Origin of the sequence: Anaerophaga thermohalophila str. Valhall (assembly GCF_000250735.1) — a bacterium.
In the GTDB taxonomy this organism is placed as follows: Bacteria; Bacteroidota; Bacteroidia; order Bacteroidales; family Marinilabiliaceae; genus Anaerophaga; species Anaerophaga thermohalophila_A.
This window is the reverse complement of sequence record NZ_AHZV01000132.1, coordinates 22,610-42,178: the sequence shown is the minus strand read 5'-3', so window position 1 is coordinate 42,178 and position 19,569 is coordinate 22,610. Positions and strand designations below refer to the sequence as shown.

The window sequence follows — 19,569 nt, the reverse complement described above, 5'->3', positions numbered from 1 at the left end:
TTTTATTTTCAAATATAATAAATATTCGGGCTTTTTTATCCTTTTAATATCCTGTTGAAAAGTTGTTCCTTTTTGGCAACATCTTCTGAAAAAAAAGTCTTGACATTTTTAATATTTTATGTAATAGCAATACAACCCTTTGATATCAAAAAAATAAAACACCATTTTACGAATTAATTATTGACAGTTTTAACTACCTTAATTAACCGGTAGCGACTATTTATTTTTTAATTTTGTAGCATATTAACAGATGTTGAAAACGCAAAATAAGGAATTGAACTTTATGTATTTAGGTAATGTTATAACTGGTTGATAAGGGATGGTGGTTTGTTTATTTCGATATATTCCAACAAAAAGGCATAAATTTTTTAAACACTTTCAACAGGGTTATACCATCACCATATTTTTATAAAACTTTTATAAGTATGAATAATGATTGGTTGAAAAAGGGATTTGTTGACGAAACAATTCCTGAGGATTTGGATTTGGTTGAGGAGATTAAAACGCTGAAAAAAGAAAAGAATGCGCTGTTAATGGCGCATTACTATCAGAAGAATGAAATTCAGGATATTGCTGATTTTGTGGGAGATAGTCTTGCACTTGCATGGGAGGCATCCAAAACCAATGCTGATATTATTTTATTGTCGGGCGTTCTTTTTATGGGCGAAACGGCCAAAATATTATCTCCCGATAAAAAAGTTCTGGTTCCTGATTTAAATGCCGGATGTTCTTTGGCCGACAGCTGTCCGGCTGATGCTTTTGGCGAATTTATCAGACAACATCCAGGACACCTGGTGGTTACTTATGTCAATACTACAGCAGACGTTAAGGCCCTATCCGATATTGTTGTTACATCGACCAATGCAGTTAAGATTATTAACAGCATACCCAAAGACCGGAAAATTATTTTCGGGCCGGATAAGAATCTTGGTAATTATCTGCAGAGTATTTCGGGGCGTGAGATGGTAATATGGGATGGTGCTTGTCATGTGCATGAAAGATTTTCTGTTGAAAAGATTGTCGATTTAAAAAAACAAAACAGCGATGCTTTAATAATTGCTCATCCCGAATGCAAAAAGCCGGTTTTAACAATTTCTGATTTTATTGGTAGTACGGCCAGTTTATTAAAGTTTACACAGGAATCGAATGCGAATAAATTTATTGTTGCCACGGAATGGGGAATATTGCATCAAATGCAGAAGGCTTCTCCGGACAAAACATTTATAGCTGCTCCTCCCAGTGATTCTACGTGTGGATGTAACGATTGTGAATTTATGCGCCTCAATTCCCTTCAGAAGATATATTTAACTTTAAAATACGAATTCCCGGAAGTTGAAGTGCAAGAATCTGTACGACGCAAGGCTATTAAGCCCATTGAGAGAATGTTTGAATTGTCTGAAGGACTTATCAAAAAATGAACTCAGTTGTAATATCTGTTATTACTTGTATTCATTGATATTTGATTATCTCCTCACGAAAACTTATGAAACGGGTACCGTAACATGGGCATGAGTTTGATTCGATCTTAATAAATAAATTTTATGCGGAACGAGCATGACAAAGTTTGTTACTAAAGAACATGTATAACCTTCAATCATGCGTGTTCCATCAGACCAATAACTTAGACTAATTTTATACTGATGAATGCATATATCAGCTTAAATTTTTAACTTTAGCTTCATAAAATCCATTTTTTTCTTGTTTTGAAAAGCTTTTTCCATGGATGGCATTAAGTTACTACTTGTTGAAGATAATGTTTTGAATCAGAAATTGATATATTTGACCCTGTCAAAGTACGGATTCAAAATCGATATTGCCAACAATGGCCAGGAAGCTTTGAAATTACTGGGGGGTAAAAAGTACGATATCATTTTGATGGATCTGATGATGCCTGTTATGGATGGTTTGGAGGCTACAAGACAGATCAGAAAGAAAGAAAAGGAATCCGGGAGTGGTAATCGGAATATCATTATTGGTTTAACAGCTAATACATATGATGCTGACCGGGACAGATGCATTAAGGAAGGTATGGATGAATATATGGCGAAACCTTTTGATGTTGAACGTTTTGGAGAAATTGTAAATAATTTTGGTTTCGAAATGAGCACTGTTTAATATTTGGGATGGATTTTGATATACGTAATACCGGAGAAGAGCAGACCAGAGAACCTGATATAGAGAAGAACCTCAGACCTTTAACCTTTTCTGATTTCCGCGGCCAGTTTAAGGTTGTTGAGAATCTTGAAATTTTTGTTAAGGCGGCTTTAATGCGGGGTGATTCGCTTGATCATGTTCTGCTTCATGGTCCTCCGGGACTTGGAAAAACTACTCTTTCAAATATTATTTCACATGAACTTGGTGTAGGATTTAAACTTACCAGCGGTCCGGTCTTGGATAAACCGGGTGATTTGGCCGGCATTCTTACCTCTCTCGAACCAAATGATGTTCTGTTCATTGACGAAATTCACCGATTAAGTCCAATTGTTGAGGAATATCTGTATTCTGCCATGGAGGATTTCAGAATTGATATTGTTATTGATAAGGGACCCGGGGCAAAAAGTATTCAGATTGAATTAAATCCTTTTACTTTAATTGGAGCAACTACCAGAAGCGGATTGCTTACCAGTCCGTTGCGTGCAAGATTTGGAATTAATTGTCACCTGGAGTATTATGATGCTGATGTATTAATGAAAATTGTAAAAAGGTCTGCACGAATATTGAATATTCCTATTTTGGATGACGCTGCTGCCGAAATATCACGCCGAAGCAGAGGTACCCCACGAATTGCTAATTCTTTATTGAGGAGGGTGCGGGATTTTGCTTTAGTTAAAGGATTTGGTAAAATTGATATGGAAATTACCAAAATTAGTCTCGAAGCGCTTAATATTGATCAGCATGGCCTGGATCAGATGGATCATAAGATTTTATTAACGCTTATAGAAAAATTTGAAGGAGGTCCGGTAGGTATCTCCACAATTGCAACCGCTATTGGGGAAGACAGCGGAACTATAGAGGAGGTTTACGAGCCTTTTCTTATTAAGGAGGGTTTTTTGAAACGTACCCCGCGTGGAAGAGTTGTAACTCCCCTGGCTTATCATCACTTTGGACGGCAACCCGGTGCTTCGCAATCTACATTGTTTTGATATACGAAATTTAGGATACTTAGCTAATGTCTTTAAGCTTAAAAAAGTTAGCAGGGGAGACCGTTATTTACGGGGCTTCTACCATGATTGGACGTCTATTGAACTGGCTTTTAATGCCTTTTTATATACGTACTTTAAGTACTTATGAATATGGTGTTGTTGTTAATTTTTATGGAATTATAGCTGTTTTATTGGTTGTTCTTACTTATGGTCTGGAAACCGGATTTTTCAGGTTTTCCGGTAAATCCTACAATGAAAATTCTGTTTTTAAGACACTTCTTGCTCTGCTTGGGTTTACGAGTCGGTTTTTTTGTTTTACTTGGTTTGTTACTGCATGGAAGCGTTAGTGATATTTTTTATCAGGGTGAACATGATCTCTCCATACTTTTGGTTTTTATTATTTTAGGTCTTGATTCTTTTAGCGCATTGCCTTTTGCCAGGCTTCGGCTGCAAAACAAAGCTTTCTGGTTTGGCATTGTAAAACTTATAAATATTGGTGCCAACATTTTTTTCAATCTTCTTTTCCTGTTGATATTACCTTATTTGATTAAAGAGGGTTTTGTAAAAGGTTATATAGTTGATTTTTATACTCGTTTTGACGGAATTTTTTATGTGTTTTTGAGTAATGCTATCAGCAGTTTTATTACGCTTTTGTTATTATTACCACAGATTTTGCAACTTAAAAGTTTTGTAGATTTTTCTATTCTGAAACCAGTTCTGATTTATTCATTACCCGTTTTGTTTGTTGGAATTACCGGAATGATTACCCAAAATATTGATAAAATATTACTTCCTGCACTTTTAAAAGAAGATGGGTTTAGTCAGCTTGCTATCTATGGAGCCAATTTTAAGATTGGGGTGTTAATGAGTTTATTTACGCAGTCTTTCAGGTTTGCGTTTGAGCCTTTTTTCTTTATAAATAAGGACAAAGGAAAAGAGTCGTATGCCAAAGTAATGGATTATTTTATATTCTTTGGACTTGTTATTTTTTTGGGTGTTACATTGTTTCTTGATGTTGTTAACATTGTTCTTACCGAAGATTATATACGGGGCAATACTATTGTTCCTGTTGTGTTGCTTGCTTTACTTTTTTACGGAATCTATTTTAATTTGTCCTTATGGTACAAACTTACTGACAGAACCTGGATAGGAGCGGTTTTTGGTAGTATTGGTGCGGTTATTACTGTGGTTTTAAATATTGTTTTGGTTCCCGATATTGGTGTTTTCGGTTCTGCCATTGCTTTACTGACAGGGTATTTTGTGATGATGGTTGTTTCGGGTTTAACAGGACGTAAATATTATCCTGTACCTTACAAACCTTTTAAATACTTAATTTATTTTTTAGCAGCCGGTTTTGTTTATTTTTTGAATTTGAAAGTAAGCATTGAATCAGATTTTTTTTCCTATCTGTTTAAAGCAACTATATTTGTTTTCTTTATTGGTTCATTTTTTGTAATTCAGAAGTATGATAAAAGTAAAATTGGTTAACAGGAGTAGTAATGAAGTTCCTGAATTTGCCACTTCCGGCTCTGCAGGTGTTGATCTAAGAGCGTTTTTAGATGAACCCGTTATATTAAAACCGCTAGAAAGGGCGATGGTACCAACAGGTCTTTATTTAGAATTACCTGAGGGAACTGAAGCACAAATTCGGCCTCGAAGTGGTTTGGCAGCAAAAAGCGGGATAACTGTTTTGAATTCGCCCGGTACAATTGATAGCGATTATCGTGGTGAGGTAAAAGTTATTCTTGTTAATCTTTCTAATGATGAGTTTACTATCAATAACGGTGATCGTATTTGTCAAATGGTTATTCATAAATATGAGACCTTTGAATGGGATCATGTAGAGGAATTGAGTGACACTTTACGTGGTTCGGGAGGCTTTGGCCATACTGGGTTGTAAAACTTTTTACGAATGAGATATATTTTATTCATACCATTTTTTGTTTTTATATTTTCTTCTTGTTCAGTTCAAAGAAGAAGTCAGATGCATGATGATAAAGGAGATAGTGATATCTCCGGAGTGGCTATGAAATTGAGCGATGAGGAGCAAAGGAAATTCAATTATTATTTTTTTGAAGGTAACCGGTTTAAAGCAATTAATGAAACCAATAAAAGTTTCATGTATTTTGCTGAAGCCTTAAAAATTGATACTACTTGCGCTGCATGTGCTTATGAATTGTCCAGATTTCTCCTGGCCAATGAAAATATTGACGAAGCTGAGCAGTTGATGGAGAAGGCTGTTCGTTACAGTCCGGAAAATCGTTATTACGTTACTTTGCTCTCCAGAATTTATCAGAATAATGATAAAGGAAAAGATGCTGTTAAGATTGGTGAACGGTTGCTTGATTTTTCCGAACCGCCTTCTATAGATGATCTGTATTTTGTTGCTCAGCTACAGATCGAAAACGGGATTTACGATAAAGCTATTACCAATTTAAAGAGAATCGAGGAACGCGTCGGTATTAATGAAGGGCTTACAATCGAAATCTTTCAATTATATATTGAGAACGATGATTTTAAAAATGCACAAAAAGAATTGGAAGAGCTCATTGAGAAGTATCCTTCAAATGGAGATTATCGCGTTTATCTTGGTGATTTTTTTCTTCAGAATAAAGATTTAAAACGAGCTTTTGAAGAGTACAACAGAGTTTTGGAAATTCAACCCGATAACGGGAAAGTTCATTTTTCTCTGGCCAATTATTATTTAAATGCTGAGGATACCGTTTCTTTTAAGAATGAATTACTAAAGGGATTTGCCTCGAAGAATGTTGATTTCAGGGATAAGTTCAGACGTTTTATTCCGTTTGTTTCTCAACTGGGGAGCAATGAAAATCCCCTTAACGAGGATGATGTTGTTGAATTTTATGATGTTTTGCTGAAAATGCATCCATATCAGCCTGATCTTTACAGGAGTTATGGTAATTTTCTTGTTGATCAGGGGCAACGTGATGAGGCATTAAACATTTTTCAGAAGGGTATTGATAATGATGCTTCCAGACCTGATCTTTGGCAGGAGTACCTGATGTTGCTATCTCAAATAGGTGATAATGAGGAGCTTGAAGTAAAATCATCGTTAGCAATTACTTTTTTTCCTGAAGAACCGCTTTTCAGACTTTTTCATGGTGTTGCCCTTTTTCAGCTGGATGAGTTAGAGAAATCGGCTAAAACACTCGAAAAAGGTTTAGCGTATGTTGACGATAACATACAGCTTAAGGGGCAGTTTCATTCTTATTTAGGAGATATTTACCATTCTATGGGGAAAGTAGATAAAGCGTTTCAACACTATGAGGAAGCGCTAAATATTGATGAAAATAATATTATAGTTCTAAACAATTACAGTTATTACCTGGCCCTTGAAAGCCGTGATTTAGACAGGGCTGAAAGGATGAGTGCAAAAACTGTTGAATTGGAGCCTGGTAACGCCACTTATCTTGATACCTATGCATGGGTTTTGTTCAAAAAAGGGCGGTTTAACGAGGCTAAGTTTATTATAGAACGCGCCATTGATAATTTAAATGAACCAAGTGGTGTTATTTATGAACATTATGGTGACATTTTATATAATACAGGTGATATTGAAGGTGCTGTTATACAATGGAATAAAGCACTTGAATACGACGATCATTCGGAATTGCTTGAAGACAAGATAAAAAGGAAAACTTATATTGATGGTGAATAGAGGTGTTACAGTATTTTTTCTTTTTCTGTTCTTAATAGGGTGTAAAACCATTGAAAAAGTTTCTGAAAAAGAGGATATTCCAACCTTAAGTGAAAGAGAGATTTTAAAAAGCGTCAGAGATTTTGAAAGTAGCAAGGATATTAGTAGTGTTTTCTTTGGAAGAACCTCTGTTTCTGTTACCTCGGAAGATAAGCATCAAAGTTTCAGATGCAATATCTTTCTGAATGTGGATAGTTTTATAAGAATAAGCGTTTTAGCGCCCATGGGGATTGAAGCAGCCCGAATTTCTCTTGAAGAGGAGCGTGTCACTATTATTGACAGAATTAACAGACAGGTTGTTTATTCAGGATATGATGAACTATATCGAAAGTATCGAATTTATCTCGATTTTTATTTTTTACAGAATGTTCTTTTAAACAAGGTTTTTAGCTTTGATCACCATAAAAATAGTGGCCTTGATGATTATCATTATAGCGGGATAGATAATTCTTTGTATAAGTTTAGTTCAACCAGGGAGAGGCGATATAAACGAATGATAAGCGAGAATCATACAGAGGGGTTAGCATTTCATCAATTATGGATATACCCAGAGGATTTTTATTTGACAAGAAATTTTCTGCATTTTAACACGCAGGATGTGGATTTAAATATTTTATATAAAGATTTTACAAGAGAATTTTCAGGATTTTATTTTCCGTCTTCTATTGTTATGAAAGGACAATTTAATGACGAGGAATTTTCTTTGAAAGCTAAGTTTGGAAGTATTCGTTTCAACGATGATAAGGGTATTTCCTTTAGTATACCTGAGAAGTATGTTAAGATATATCGCTAAAATATTTATTCTTTTTTTGAGTTTTACCTGGTGTAGTCAGGTGAGCGGTCAGAGTATTGAAGAACTAAGGAAGGAAAGAGAGTCGCTTTTGGAGGAAATATCAAACACAAGCCGCTTGATTGAACAAAAGAGAGAAACGCGGCAGGATAATTTACGGGAACTTAATCTCATTGATCGTGAAATTGCTGCCCGGCGTAAGCTTATTGATAATTTTCAGAATGAAATTGATCAACTCGATAATCAAATAGAAGTTAACCAGATGTTGGTTAATGATCTGGAGAGCGATATAAAACAACTTAAGGAAGAATATGCAAGGTTGATCAGGGATTCCTATAAAAGAAAGGGACAATTGAACCAGTTGATGTTTCTTTTCAGTGCTGAAAGTTTTAGTGATGCCTATTTAAAATACCGACTTTTCAAAGAGTATAGCCGTTACCGTCAGAAGCAGGGAGAAAAGCTTGTAGAATCACAGAGCCGTGTTCAGGGCCTCTTAAAGGAAATTACAGAACAAAAGGAAGAGAAACAGAGAGTTTTAAATGAGATAGAGAATGAATTAAACCGGTTGGAAAATAACCGGATGCGTAAGGCCAGACTTGTACAAAGGTTAAAAACCGAACAGCAATGGTTACAACAAAGTTTGAAGGAAAAAGAGGCTGCAGCTAATGAGTTGGACCGAAAGATAAGGGATTTAATCGCGGCTGAAAAAGATGTTGATATTAATACGGAAGCCTCTGTTGAGTTTTCCGATATGATGGGCAAATTAACATGGCCGGTAGAGGATGGGGTAATTGTTAACTCCTTTGGTGAACATGCGCATCCCGTTCTTAAAAATGTTACCATAAAGAATAATGGTGTTGATATTCAGGTAGTAAAAAACACTGATGTATTTTGTGTTCATCCTGGCAAGGTTTCTACTGTTGTTGCAATTCCCGGTTTAAATAAAGCTGTTATTGTTCGTCATGGTAAATATCTGACTGTTTATGGTAATTTAGTTGATGTTTTCGTTTCAAAAGGCGAAATTGTAAGTGCCGGTCAAAAGCTTGGTACAGTTTTAACTAATGATGCTGAAATGAAGGACGTACTTCATTTCGAAATATGGGAAGAGAACACAAAGCTTGATCCTGAGCAATGGCTTTTACGTTAATTTTTTGAAAAATGTGATTAATTTAGAAACCCTTTTTGAGGTTGTAAGTATAAATTAGTGTAATTTAGTCTGATAAAAATTGTCGGCCATAATCAAAACTTGTGGTAGTGAATAAAATGGTTTTCAAATCTGAAATTAAGAATATCAACCTTGTTGAGAGGTTGATTGATGATATTTCTGCAAAATACCAGTTACATTCCGATATATACGGTAAATTATTACTTGCTGTTGTTGAGGGTGTAAATAATGCTATTGTACACGGTAATAAATTGGAAAGTGATAAAGATGTTATACTTCAATATCAGATTACCGATAAATATATTCAGTTTGTTATTACCGATAACGGGCCTGGTTTTGATTACAGGAATCTTCCTGATCCCACTAAACCTGAAAATATTGAAAAGACGCATGGGCGAGGTATTTTCTTAATGAAACATCTTGCCGATGAAGTTGAGTTCAACGATAAGGGTAATGAAGTTAAAGTTATTTTCAATTTAACGTAATTAACGTGGCTATATCGTATTCTTCGTATGATATTGAATACAATCTGCCAGGGAAGGAGCAAATTAGTAAGTGGATTACTCAAGTTATTGAGAATAAAAACTTTATAATTGGCGACATAAATTACATTTTTTGTTCAGACAATTATATTTTAGAGACCAACCGTAAATTTCTCTCTCACGATTATACTACTGATATTATTACCTTCGATTATTCTAAAAGACGAAGGATTTCCGGGGATGTTTTGATTAGTATTCCAACGGTAAGTTTTAATGCAGAACGTTTTGGCGTTACTTTTTTTAATGAGCTGCTCCGTGTGATGATTCATGGTGTACTTCATTTGATGGGGTACAAGGATTCTACTGATAAAGAAAAGGAAGAGATGAGAAGAGCTGAGGACATTTCCCTTCTTTTTTACGAAACAAATTTCGCGTAATACTGTTAACTTTGCGTTTCGTATTTCATATTTTTTTTGATTATGGTTTTCGATTACGATGTTATTGTAGTAGGTGGAGGACATGCAGGTTGCGAGGCAAGTTCTGCTGCGGCTAATTTGGGTGCAAGAACATTGTTAATAACAATGGATTTGACAAAATTAGCCCAGATGAGTTGTAATCCTGCTGTTGGAGGTATAGCTAAAGGGCAGATAGTTAGAGAGATAGATGCATTGGGTGGCAAAATTGGTATTGTTACCGATTTGTCTTCGATACAGTTTCGGATGCTCAATCGCTCAAAGGGACCCGCTATGTGGAGCCCCAGGTCGCAATGTGACAGAATGGTGTTTTCTGCTGAATGGAGAAAGCAGCTTGAGAATACTAATAATCTTTATTTTTGGCAGGATGTAGTTGTTGATGTTGATTTTTCTGAGCCTGGCATTTTCAAAGTTATTACTTCTCAGAATGTGACATTCACGGCGAAAAAAGTAATTCTAACTAACGGTACCTTTTTAAATGGTCTGATGCATATAGGAAAGGTACAGATTGAAGGCGGTCGAATTTCTGAACCTTCATCCAAAGGCCTTTCTGATAGATTTTTAAAGAGAGGATTTAAAACTGGAAGAATGAAGACAGGAACACCTGTTCGTGTTGACGGCCGCACGGTTGATTTTTCTAAATTGAAAGAACAACCTGGCGATGAAGATTTTTATAAGTTTTCATTTTTGCCTGTATCAAATAAAAGACTAAAGCAAAGAAGTTGTTATTTAACTTATACCAATCAAATTGTACATGATAGCATCCGAAGCCGTCTGGAAGAAAGCCCCATGTACAATGGCACCATACTGAGTATCGGACCGCGCTATTGTCCAAGTATTGAAACAAAAATTGTTACGTTTGAGGAAAAGAATGAACATCAGCTTCATTTGGAACCAGAGGGAGAGGATACAATTGAGTTTTATCTGAACGGTTTTAGTAGCTCCCTTCCGCTCGAAACCCAGGTAGAAGCTATGAAATCAATACCCGGGTTAGAGAATGCATATATTTTCCGACCGGGATATGCAATAGAGTATGATTTTTTTGATCCTACTCAGCTTCACCATACATTGGAGACCAAGAAAGTTAAAGGGCTATATTTTGCTGGTCAGATTAATGGTACTACCGGTTATGAAGAAGCCGCCGCGCAGGGTCTCATTGCAGGTATTAATGCCGTTTTAAGCCTTCAAAATAGAGATTCTTTTATTCTTAGCAGAGACGAAGCTTATATTGGAGTTCTCATTGATGATTTGGTTACCAAAGGTGTAGATGAACCTTACAGAATGTTTACTTCAAGAGCTGAATATAGAATTTTATTACGACAGGACGATGCAGACTTGAGACTTACTCCAAAAGGAAGAACTATTGGCCTGGTGGATGATTATCGCTACGGTTTATATCAGGAAAAGGTGAATTGGAGAAATAGAATTCAGGAATTTCTTGAATCTTACAGTATTAATCCTGATCAAATCAATTGCTGGTTAAAAGATAAAGGGACTAGCCCTTTGAAGCAAAAAGTTAAAATAAAAGACTTAATTACAAGGCCTCAGGTTAAATTAAATGAGTTGGTTGAGGAAGTTGAAGAATTGAAAAAACTTTGTCGTGATATTCCATTAGAAAGACGCCCTGAAATTTTAGACAGCGTTGAAATTTCCATTAAGTATGAAGGATATATTTCGCGTGAAAGGGTAATTGCTGACAAACTTAAAAGATTAGAAAATTTGAAGATTAAGGGAAAGTTTGATTATGGAACTATTAAAAATATTTCAACAGAGGGACGGCAAAAACTTCAGAAAATAGATCCTGAAACAATTGGTCAGGCTTCAAGAATTAGTGGTGTTTCTCCTAGCGATATTAATGTACTTTTAGTACTTATGGGAAGATGATGTTCCACGTGGAACAATTTGATCTAATTTCTGATGTATATGGGGGGGGGGAAACGACAATAATTCAATTGCAATTTCCAACAGGGAATTAGGCTTATGAGAGAATTCGCCACAGAGAACACAAAAAAGGCAGAAGATAGAAGTTGGAAACGCGAAACTTAAAACTCAACCGAAACTTAAATTCCTGAACCCGGGTCATGAAACATGAAACCCGGAACATGAAATCAATGCAAATTGAGGCTAAGGCTAAGGGTTACCTGTAAATTGAGCTAATTAAATACGGGCAAACAATATATTCAAAACCGTGCGCGGCGGTAGAGGTTGTCTGAAAAGATTATTTTTTGCTCTGTGGGACTCAGTGTCTGCTCCCTGAAACTCTGTGATACAAAAAATAAAGAGATCAGTATCAGATTCTTCACTTCTTTCGAAATGACAAACAGACCGGTGTCATTCTGAGGAGGTAACAACGAAGATTCTCCTTCAATAACCGAGTATTAATTGTTATACTAATAAAATGAGCATGGAGCTTTGATTTCTCTCCCGGATTTGCTGTTTTGTTTACGAAGAAATTTGTCACAAAAGGACATGTTTAAATGTTGCGGGTTCCATTAGACCTGTATTGTCTGAACAAAATAACTGTAATAGGCCCTGCTGAATAATACTTAAAAAATTATAGTAAATTATTTACATCGCATTGTTTCATCTAAGGTGCATGTTTTTGACGTAACTTTTTAAAAATGTTTGCACCTTTAAGTAATAATGGTCAAAATATCACTATTTAAACGGCGAAGTGGCCTGTCCGCTTCCAGGGGGGCGGATGACATGAATGCAAAATGGGCGAAGTTCATAGCCTTACTCAATGGCCGGAAATTTTGTCTTTCGCGTGGAGACAGGTTTTAGCGGATCTGATTTTTTGGTTCTTTTTGGGCAATGCCAAAAAGAATAATGGAAAATAAATTTGAACAGGCTACTGACTTTTTTAGCAACCACTAAATAAATTTTGTACGAAAAAAACGGACATGGCAAAATTTGTCCCAACTGTTCATTTAGCCTTATATATCAAATTTTATACTAATGGAAACTATTTCAGGAAACATAATCGATATTCACGAGAGAGAAATTTATCCTGGGACTGTCTTTTTTTCAGAAGGAAAAATTAAAAAAATTGAAAAGGGCAACAAGTTACACAACCAGTATATTTTACCTGGATTAATTGATTCTCATGTTCACATAGAGAGTAGTATGTTGGTGCCCTCCAGTTTTTCACGCCTTATTGTTCCACGTGGAACAATTGGTGTTGTTACTGATCCTCATGAAATTGGCAACGTTTTAGGGGTTAAAGGTGTGGAATATATGATTGACGATTCAAAGAAGACACCGCTTAAGTGTTTTTTTGGTGCACCCTCCTGTGTGCCGGCGACGAGCCTTGAATCTTCCGGAGCAATTATCAGTCCCGATGATATTGAATTTTTGCTGGATAAAGAGGAAGTATTATTTTTGAGTGAGATGATGAATTTCGTCGGGGTTATCAAAGGAGATAAGGAAGTGTTTCGTAAAATAGATGCTGCAAAAAGAAGAAACCTTCCTGTTGACGGACATGCTCCCGGATTAAGGGGAGAAGGGTTAGAAATATATGCCTCTGCCGGGATAACAACCGACCATGAATGTTTTACACTGGAAGAGGCGTTAGAAAAAATTGAAAACGGAATGAAAATTCAAGTCAGAGAGGGAAGTGCTGCCAAAAATTTTGAGGCCCTTTTCAGCTTATTTGAATCGCATCCCGATTCTTTAATGCTGTGTACAGACGATTCCCATCCGGATGAACTGATTCAAGAGGGGCATATAGACAAGCTTATTAAACTGGGCTTAAAAAAAGGCATTGATATTTTTAATCTGCTTAGAGCCGCATCCTTACATCCTGTAATGCATTATAATCTTCCTGTCGGATTGCTCCGGGAAGGAGATAATGCAGATTTTATTGTTATAGATCATCCCGATAAATTCAATGTCCTGGAAACTTATATTAACGGAGAAAAGGTTTTTGATTCTAAGCGGGGAGTTCTTTTTGAGAAGCAAAATGTTGAGATTGTAAATCATTTTGTTTCCAGGTCTGTTTCGGAGAACGATATTAGTATTAATGTTCCGGATGGGGCACGTAAACTAAAAGTGATTCGTTGCTTCGATGGAGAATTGGTAACAGATGCTTTTTTAAAGGAAATTGTAGAAAAAGAACATTTAAAGTCTGACACTGAAAATGACATCCTGAAAATAGTGGTTGTTGACCGTTATCAAAACAAACCGGCCTCAGTTGGGTTTATTCATGGCTTCGGCCTGAAGAGTGGTGCCATTGCTTCCTCTGTGGCACACGATAGTCATAATGTTGTGGCGGTTGGTGTCGAAGACCGTCACATTGCAAGAGCTGTTAATATGGTTATGGAGGCAAAGGGCGGACTTTCTGTATCGTCGGATGAGCATGAAGAAATACTTCCATTGCCGGTGGGAGGAATAATGAGTGATAAAGATGGAGAAGTTGTAGGAGAAAGTTATGCCCGTATTGATAGGGCAGCAAAAAAAATAGGGAACAAAACTAAAATCTCCTTTCATGACCTTATCCTTTATGTCGCTTTTGGTTATTCCCAAAATGAAGCTGGGAGATAAAGGATTGTTTGACGGAGAAAGATTTAAGTTTATTTCACTTTTTGAATAGACTTGATGGGAACAAATAAGGACAATAGAGAAAAATATCTGAAAGAATTAATAAAGGTTTTGCCGGATGATCCGGGCGTGTATCAGTATTTTGATGATTCCGGGAAAATAATTTATGTTGGCAAAGCAAAAAACTTAAGGAAAAGAGTCTCTTCCTATTTTCAGAAGGTACCCGATAATGCAAAAACCCGAATCCTCGTCAGGAAGATTAATGACATCCGGCATATTGTTGTGAATACAGAAGAAGATGCCCTTCTTCTGGAAAATAATTTAATAAAAAAATATCAGCCCCGATATAATGTCCTGCTAAAAGACGATAAAAGTTTCCCCTGGATAGTAATAAAAAAGGAGCCTTTTCCCAAGGTGTTTTCAACAAGACAAATCATTAAGGATGGCAGTGAATATTTTGGACCTTACACCAGCGCAATGATGGTGAAGACTCTTATCGATCTGTTTCGTCAGTTATATCCACTCCGAACTTGCCGGCTTGCACTCACGCAGGAAAATATTTCAAAAGGAAAGTTTAAGGTCTGCCTAGAATATCATCTTGGCAATTGCAAAGGGCCGTGTGAAGGTCTTCAGCCGGAGGAAGAATATTTGGAATACATTAATGAGATAAGAAGTATTTTAAAGGGGAATATCGCTTCGGTCATGAAGTACATGAAGAAAAAAATGATGATCCTGGCTGAAGAATATAAATTTGAAGAAGCTGAAGATATTCGGAAGAAACTGACAATACTTGAAGGATTCCAAAGTAAATCGACTGTTGTCAATCCTAAAATCAATAATGTTGATGTATTTTCTATCATCGATGACAAAAAAGCTGCCTATGTTAATTTTTTAAAGGTAGTAAACGGTGCCATCATTCAGGCACACACCATCGAATATAAAAAGAAAATGGATGAAGATATTGTTTCTTTACTTGCCCTTGCTATTGCTGACATTCGTGAAAGACTCCACAGCAATTCTCCCGAGATTATTGTACCATTTAAACCTGATGTAGAATTCAGGGATGTTAAATTTCTTATCCCCAAGATAGGAGATAAAAAGAAATTGCTCGAATTATCCGAAAGAAATGTAAAATATTATCGACTCGAAAAATTGAAGCAGCAAGCCAATCATGCGAAGGTTCCCCGTAATGTTCAACTGCTTGAAACGGTCAAAAAGGACTTGCGCATGGATAAATTACCCTTACATATTGAGTGCTTTGATAATTCCAACATTCAGGGACATCATCCGGTTGCCGCATGCGTGGTTTTTAAGAACGGCAAGCCTGCAAAAAAGGAATATCGCCATTTTAATATTAAAACAGTTGAGGGCCCTAATGATTTTGCCTCAATGCAGGAAGTGGTTTTTCGACGCTACAAACGCATCCTTGAAGAAAACCAACCAGTGCCACAACTAATTGTAATCGACGGAGGAAAAGGGCAATTGGGCTCTGCAGTTGAAGCATTACAAGAACTTGATCTCGACCGTAAAATAACCATTATTGGTATTGCCAAGCGGCTCGAAGAAATTTATTATCCCGGAGATTCGGTTCCTCTCTATCTGGATAAAAATTCTCCATCGCTGAAGCTAATTCAGAATCTGAGAAATGAAGCCCACCGGTTTGGGATTACGTTTCACAGGAATAAGAGAAGTAACTCCTTTTTGAAATCCCGCCTTGAAGAGATTCCCGGGATAGGGCCGGAAACAATTAAAAAGCTGATCAATCATTTTGGTTCTGCAAAAAACGTTGAGGATGCAACCAGAGAGCAAATAGCTAAAGTGGTTGGAGAAAGCAAAGCCGGCAAAATAACAGCCTTTTTTACGAAATAGTTTTAATCAACCCTGATTTGTGTCTGTCAATAACGGAGGGAAAGTACTTTTTCAATCCTGTTGGTTTGTATCACCCACGTGTGTCTTTAGATTGCTTAAAATGCCGTTTCCAGTATTCCTTCTGTCAATTCCGGCGAGAAACCGTCGAGTTTAGCTTTCAGGTGATTCTTTTCATGATAGGTTTCCTTTATGGCAAATTGTGCTTTTTGTATTTCATTCTGATCGGGATAATTACTTCGAATATCAATATTTTTGATTATTCCTTTTTCTACTTTCAAATTTATTGAGAATATGTAATTTTTTGATTTACTTCTTTTTCTGAATTCATAGACAGGGCTGTAACCATAGTTCCATTTCCAGGTTTCATATTTTTCCTTTTTCAATTCGTCTATTTGATGTATCGCTTCTTCAGTAAAACTATAAGGTGTTGCATTAAATTTTATTGCCAGTTTTTGGCCGAGTTCCAGCATAAATTCAGATGGCGACTTATCCGAGCCTTTTATCAGATATGTTGATAACTTCGCTTCTGACCGATTTCACCGATTTATCCTTGAATTTCACGATCCCGGTTTTTAAACTTTCAGTAAGATGCTGTAAATTGGTTCTATAAAGCAAGGTTCCGTGATGCATGGCCCTTGATTTGTAAACATGACAGGCATTGCCGGAAATTTTTTTATACCCGGCCAGCAGATCGTTTCTTTTGCCGTGCCTTGCCTCAATACCAAAGTCTTTAAGAGCCTCAACCACAGGAGTGGTTGCCCGTACAAAATCGACCAGCTTTCCGGGTTCGCCGTTTTCAATAAGGCAATAATTTATGTTGCCATGATCGTGGTATACGGTACCGCCGCCCGAAAGGCGCCTGTAAACAGGTATGTTGTTCTCTTCTAAATATTTAAGGTTGATTTCCGAGAGTGTATTTTGATGTTTCCCTACGATAACCGATTCCTTGTTTATATAAAGAAATATTATGTCTTCTGTGTGCTGTTTTAATAATACCTCTTCGGCAGCCAGGTTGAATGCCGGGTCATCTGTTTTACTTATTATATATAGCGTACGCTTGTCCATTGTGGTTGTATTTTTTAATATTGCAAAAATTGGCAACTTAAAAATTGAAGTTACACATTAATAAAAGCGCATAAAACAATTAATTACAATTATTAATGACATATATACTTTTGATTTTCCTTGTTGTATTCAAATATCAATACTGCGTTAAAATTTTACAGATGTCTTGTAATTAGTGTTCGTCTATAAACACGCAAAAGTTTTTACAATATGTGTGTCTTTTCAGAAAGTGTCATTTACAAGGCTTGCGAAGTCCAAAAATATGGAGTTTACTCGTCGTAAATGAGTAATTTTCGGACGAACGTAACACCGTAAATGGCATTTATAGACAGACACTAATTAGTTGTTTAAACAATTAATGACACAAACCACAACTCTCTCATAATAAAAAGCTTGCGCCATTGCGTTTATGTGTTTCGGCCTTTTTTAACAGACTATTGCCAATCTTAGAATTGTACAAAATCGTTATATAACGGCCATATGTGATCCGAAGATATCACTGTACTATTGTGATGAGCCATAAAAATAGTATTTTTATGAAGTTAGTGTCATCTCAAGTAAAAAATAACGTATCAAACATCTTTACACGGATGAAACGAGTCCGGTATGATCGGGACGAGTTCCATCAGACCTATAACTTAGACTAAATTTATACTGATGAAAGTTGTTATTCAGCGCGCGTCGCGGGCTTCTGTAACCATTAATGAAAAAGAAACCCGCAGTATCGGAAAAGGTTTACTGGTTTTTGTAGGAATTGTTGAAAGTGATGGTGAGGAAGACATCAATTGGCTTGTCAATAAAATAATTAATCTTCGTATTTTTGATGATGATCGTGGGGTTATGGATCGTTCTGTTAAAGATATAAACGGAGAGATTTTGGTTGTCAGCCAGTTTACACTTCATGCCAGGACAAAGAAAGGAAACCGGCCGTCTTATGTGGATGCAGCGAAACCAGACGTTTCTATTCCCTTGTACGAATCATTCAAAACAGCGCTTTCATCCGCGATGGGGCAGGAGGTGACCTCCGGGGAGTTTGGCACGTCTATGGCCGTTGAGGTTATTAACGACGGACCTGTAACCATTATTATTGATACCAAAAACAAACGTTGACGATCATGCATATACAGGAAGCACAAACCAGAGTTGATGAATGGATTAAAGAGCATGGGGTAAGATATTTTAACGAGCTTACCAATATGGCCATACTTACCGAGGAGGTTGGTGAGCTGGCCAGGGTGATGGCGCGAAAATATGGCGATCAATCTGTTAAAGCCGGCGAAGAACTTCACTTAGAGGAAGAAATGGCCGATGTTTTATGGGTTCTTATTTGTCTGGCCAACCAGACTGGCGTTGATCTTACTGCAGCGTTTGAGCAATCGGTGATAAAAAAGACGCAACGCGATAAAAACCGTCATAAAAACAATCCAAAACTAAAATAAAATGGAAGCAACGGAACACCTTCTCGGGAAATATGAAAAATATCTTCAGCAAATGCCAGCGTTTGAAGGCTCTTCAAATCTTGGTGAGTATATGATTCCCGATAATTTGAAGACCATATTTTCGTGTATTGACCTTACCAGTCTTAATACCACTGACAGTGCCAATTCTGTTCAGGAATTTTGTGACAATCTGGTTTCTTTTCACCGGCAATATCCTGATATGCCACTGGTTGGAGCGGTTTGTGTTTATCCTGTTTTTGCCAGCGTGCTGAAAGCCAGGCTTGGAAAACTTGATGTTAAAAGAGCAGTTGTTTCTGCCGGATTTCCTTCTTCCCAGACTTTTCTTGATTTGAAAGTTCAGGAGACAAGGAAGGCACTTGAACTGGGGGCCAATGAAATAGATATTGTCCTGTCGGTTGGAGAATTTCTGGAAGGCAACCACGAACTTATTATGGAAGAGATAAAAACCATTAAATCAGTAATGGGAGATGCTCATCTGAAAGTTATACTTGAAACAGGAGCTTTAGAAAGTACAGAGAATATTTGGGAAGCATCGATCTTATCAATGGCTGCCGGTGCCGATTTTATTAAGACCTCGACAGGAAAACTCAATCCTGCTGCTACTCCCGGGGCGGTGTGGATTATGGCTCATGCTGTCAAAGCCTGGTATCGTGAAACCGGCAAAGCTGTTGGCTTAAAACCTGCAGGAGGTATTTCAACCACCGACGATGCATTGGTATATTATAGTATTGTAAAAGAGGTTCTTGGAAATGAATGGCTTACTCCTGAGCGTTTCAGGATTGGTGCCAGCCGGCTGGCCAATAACTTGATGAGTGACCTTGCCGATCTTGAGGGAAGGTCATATTCGAAATGCTTTTAAAGCAAA

General features: G+C 36.8%; 20 protein-coding genes. 18 read left to right on the top strand and 2 right to left on the bottom strand.

Annotated elements, in window-relative coordinates:
* Nucleotides 1–425 precede the first annotated feature (425 nt).
* From nadA to uvrC, 15 genes are all read left to right on the top strand, one after another.
* Nucleotides 426–1,418 (top strand): quinolinate synthase NadA, encoded by a 993-nt coding sequence (gene nadA, locus OQ5_RS0107145; protein WP_016776825.1) that lies wholly within the window; start codon nucleotides 426–428, stop codon nucleotides 1,416–1,418.
* 301 nt (nucleotides 1,419–1,719) lie between these two features.
* Nucleotides 1,720–2,115 carry a response regulator gene (locus tag OQ5_RS0107140; RefSeq protein ID WP_016776824.1) on the top strand — a complete coding sequence of 132 codons (396 nt, stop codon included), beginning with the start codon at nucleotides 1,720–1,722 and terminating at the stop codon, nucleotides 2,113–2,115.
* Between the two features lie 8 nt (nucleotides 2,116–2,123).
* On the top strand, nucleotides 2,124–3,143 hold the full coding sequence (gene ruvB, locus OQ5_RS0107135) for a Holliday junction branch migration DNA helicase RuvB (RefSeq protein WP_016776823.1): 1,020 nt from the start codon (nucleotides 2,124–2,126) through the stop codon (nucleotides 3,141–3,143).
* Nucleotides 3,144–3,169: 26 nt separating this feature from the next.
* Entirely contained in the window at nucleotides 3,170–3,490 is a 321-nt protein-coding gene (locus OQ5_RS24430; RefSeq protein WP_255297432.1) for a hypothetical protein, read from the top strand.
* Nucleotides 3,468–4,631 carry a lipopolysaccharide biosynthesis protein gene (locus OQ5_RS20515; RefSeq protein WP_255297431.1) on the top strand — a complete coding sequence of 388 codons (1,164 nt, stop codon included), beginning with the start codon at nucleotides 3,468–3,470 and terminating at the stop codon, nucleotides 4,629–4,631. Before OQ5_RS24430 ends, OQ5_RS20515 begins: the two co-directional genes overlap by 23 nt.
* Entirely contained in the window at nucleotides 4,609–5,043 is a 435-nt protein-coding gene (gene dut / locus OQ5_RS0107125) for a dUTP diphosphatase (protein WP_016776822.1), read from the top strand. The genes OQ5_RS20515 and dut overlap by 23 nt, the downstream gene beginning before the upstream one ends.
* A gap of 84 nt (nucleotides 5,044–5,127) precedes the next feature.
* Nucleotides 5,128–6,822 carry a tetratricopeptide repeat protein gene (locus tag OQ5_RS0107120; RefSeq protein WP_255297430.1) on the top strand — a complete coding sequence of 565 codons (1,695 nt, stop codon included), beginning with the start codon at nucleotides 5,128–5,130 and terminating at the stop codon, nucleotides 6,820–6,822.
* Nucleotides 6,812–7,654, top strand: coding sequence for a DUF4292 domain-containing protein (locus OQ5_RS0107115; RefSeq protein WP_016776820.1), 843 nt, complete (start codon nucleotides 6,812–6,814; stop codon nucleotides 7,652–7,654). Before OQ5_RS0107120 ends, OQ5_RS0107115 begins: the two co-directional genes overlap by 11 nt.
* On the top strand, nucleotides 7,635–8,798 hold the full coding sequence (locus tag OQ5_RS0107110) for a murein hydrolase activator EnvC family protein (protein WP_016776819.1): 1,164 nt from the start codon (nucleotides 7,635–7,637) through the stop codon (nucleotides 8,796–8,798). Before OQ5_RS0107115 ends, OQ5_RS0107110 begins: the two co-directional genes overlap by 20 nt.
* A gap of 116 nt (nucleotides 8,799–8,914) precedes the next feature.
* A complete protein-coding gene (locus OQ5_RS0107105) occupies nucleotides 8,915–9,301 on the top strand; it encodes an ATP-binding protein (protein WP_016776818.1) in 387 nt (128 codons plus the stop codon).
* A gap of 5 nt (nucleotides 9,302–9,306) precedes the next feature.
* On the top strand, nucleotides 9,307–9,735 hold the full coding sequence (gene ybeY / locus OQ5_RS0107100) for an rRNA maturation RNase YbeY (protein ID WP_016776817.1): 429 nt from the start codon (nucleotides 9,307–9,309) through the stop codon (nucleotides 9,733–9,735).
* A gap of 42 nt (nucleotides 9,736–9,777) precedes the next feature.
* Nucleotides 9,778–11,655 carry a tRNA uridine-5-carboxymethylaminomethyl(34) synthesis enzyme MnmG gene (gene mnmG, locus OQ5_RS0107095; protein WP_016776816.1) on the top strand — a complete coding sequence of 626 codons (1,878 nt, stop codon included), beginning with the start codon at nucleotides 9,778–9,780 and terminating at the stop codon, nucleotides 11,653–11,655.
* Nucleotides 11,656–12,729: 1,074 nt separating this feature from the next.
* Nucleotides 12,730–14,313 (top strand): adenine deaminase, encoded by a 1,584-nt coding sequence (ade, locus tag OQ5_RS20510; protein ID WP_255297429.1) that lies wholly within the window; start codon nucleotides 12,730–12,732, stop codon nucleotides 14,311–14,313.
* The gene (locus OQ5_RS24425; RefSeq protein WP_255297434.1) at nucleotides 14,273–14,362 is read left to right on the top strand and encodes a hypothetical protein; all 90 of its coding nucleotides are present in this window, start codon (nucleotides 14,273–14,275) and stop codon (nucleotides 14,360–14,362) included. The genes ade and OQ5_RS24425 overlap by 41 nt, the downstream gene beginning before the upstream one ends.
* A 5-nt stretch (nucleotides 14,363–14,367) precedes the next feature.
* Nucleotides 14,368–16,179 carry an excinuclease ABC subunit UvrC gene (uvrC, locus tag OQ5_RS0107085; RefSeq protein ID WP_016776815.1) on the top strand — a complete coding sequence of 604 codons (1,812 nt, stop codon included), beginning with the start codon at nucleotides 14,368–14,370 and terminating at the stop codon, nucleotides 16,177–16,179.
* A gap of 95 nt (nucleotides 16,180–16,274) precedes the next feature.
* On the opposite strand, the gene OQ5_RS24420 is transcribed toward uvrC, so the two are convergent.
* Nucleotides 16,275–16,649 (bottom strand): lipoate protein ligase C-terminal domain-containing protein, encoded by a 375-nt coding sequence (locus OQ5_RS24420; RefSeq protein WP_044107715.1) that lies wholly within the window; start codon nucleotides 16,647–16,649, stop codon nucleotides 16,275–16,277.
* Nucleotides 16,650–16,665: 16 nt separating this feature from the next.
* Nucleotides 16,666–17,244, bottom strand: a complete 579-nt coding sequence (locus OQ5_RS24415; RefSeq protein ID WP_255297428.1) for a lipoate--protein ligase family protein — start codon at nucleotides 17,242–17,244, stop codon at nucleotides 16,666–16,668.
* Between the two features lie 657 nt (nucleotides 17,245–17,901).
* On the opposite strand from OQ5_RS24415, the gene dtd reads away from it, so the two are divergent.
* From dtd to deoC, 3 genes are read left to right on the top strand one after another with little or no spacing between them, the layout of a single operon-like run.
* Nucleotides 17,902–18,354 (top strand): D-aminoacyl-tRNA deacylase, encoded by a 453-nt coding sequence (dtd, locus tag OQ5_RS0107075; protein ID WP_016776814.1) that lies wholly within the window; start codon nucleotides 17,902–17,904, stop codon nucleotides 18,352–18,354.
* 5 nt (nucleotides 18,355–18,359) lie between these two features.
* A complete protein-coding gene (locus tag OQ5_RS0107070; protein ID WP_016776813.1) occupies nucleotides 18,360–18,683 on the top strand; it encodes a nucleotide pyrophosphohydrolase in 324 nt (107 codons plus the stop codon).
* Between the two features lies 1 nt (nucleotide 18,684).
* Nucleotides 18,685–19,563, top strand: a complete 879-nt coding sequence (gene deoC, locus OQ5_RS0107065) for a deoxyribose-phosphate aldolase (RefSeq protein ID WP_016776812.1) — start codon at nucleotides 18,685–18,687, stop codon at nucleotides 19,561–19,563.
* Nucleotides 19,564–19,569: the final 6 nt, after the last annotated feature.

Excerpts from the sequence above, each read along its gene's own strand:
- nadA (WP_016776825.1), top strand. The coding sequence starts at position 426 with ATGAATAATGATTGGTTGAAAAAGGGATTTGTTGACGAAACAATTCCT.
- OQ5_RS0107140 (WP_016776824.1), top strand. The coding sequence starts at position 1,720 with ATGGATGGCATTAAGTTACTACTTGTTGAAGATAATGTTTTGAATCAG.
- ruvB (WP_016776823.1), top strand. The coding sequence starts at position 2,124 with ATGGATTTTGATATACGTAATACCGGAGAAGAGCAGACCAGAGAACCT.
- OQ5_RS24430 (WP_255297432.1), top strand. The coding sequence starts at position 3,170 with ATGTCTTTAAGCTTAAAAAAGTTAGCAGGGGAGACCGTTATTTACGGG.
- dut (WP_016776822.1), top strand. The coding sequence starts at position 4,609 with ATGATAAAAGTAAAATTGGTTAACAGGAGTAGTAATGAAGTTCCTGAA.
- OQ5_RS0107120 (WP_255297430.1), top strand. The coding sequence starts at position 5,128 with ATGCATGATGATAAAGGAGATAGTGATATCTCCGGAGTGGCTATGAAA.
- OQ5_RS0107115 (WP_016776820.1), top strand. The coding sequence starts at position 6,812 with ATGGTGAATAGAGGTGTTACAGTATTTTTTCTTTTTCTGTTCTTAATA.
- OQ5_RS0107110 (WP_016776819.1), top strand. The coding sequence starts at position 7,635 with ATGTTAAGATATATCGCTAAAATATTTATTCTTTTTTTGAGTTTTACC.
- OQ5_RS0107105 (WP_016776818.1), top strand. The coding sequence starts at position 8,915 with ATGGTTTTCAAATCTGAAATTAAGAATATCAACCTTGTTGAGAGGTTG.
- mnmG (WP_016776816.1), top strand. The coding sequence starts at position 9,778 with ATGGTTTTCGATTACGATGTTATTGTAGTAGGTGGAGGACATGCAGGT.
- ade (WP_255297429.1), top strand. The coding sequence starts at position 12,730 with ATGGAAACTATTTCAGGAAACATAATCGATATTCACGAGAGAGAAATT.
- OQ5_RS24425 (WP_255297434.1), top strand. The coding sequence starts at position 14,273 with ATGTCGCTTTTGGTTATTCCCAAAATGAAGCTGGGAGATAAAGGATTG.
- uvrC (WP_016776815.1), top strand. The coding sequence starts at position 14,368 with ATGGGAACAAATAAGGACAATAGAGAAAAATATCTGAAAGAATTAATA.
- OQ5_RS24420 (WP_044107715.1), bottom strand. The coding sequence starts at position 16,649 with ATGCTGGAACTCGGCCAAAAACTGGCAATAAAATTTAATGCAACACCT.
- OQ5_RS24415 (WP_255297428.1), bottom strand. The coding sequence starts at position 17,244 with ATGGACAAGCGTACGCTATATATAATAAGTAAAACAGATGACCCGGCA.
- dtd (WP_016776814.1), top strand. The coding sequence starts at position 17,902 with ATGAAAGTTGTTATTCAGCGCGCGTCGCGGGCTTCTGTAACCATTAAT.
- OQ5_RS0107070 (WP_016776813.1), top strand. The coding sequence starts at position 18,360 with ATGCATATACAGGAAGCACAAACCAGAGTTGATGAATGGATTAAAGAG.
- deoC (WP_016776812.1), top strand. The coding sequence starts at position 18,685 with ATGGAAGCAACGGAACACCTTCTCGGGAAATATGAAAAATATCTTCAG.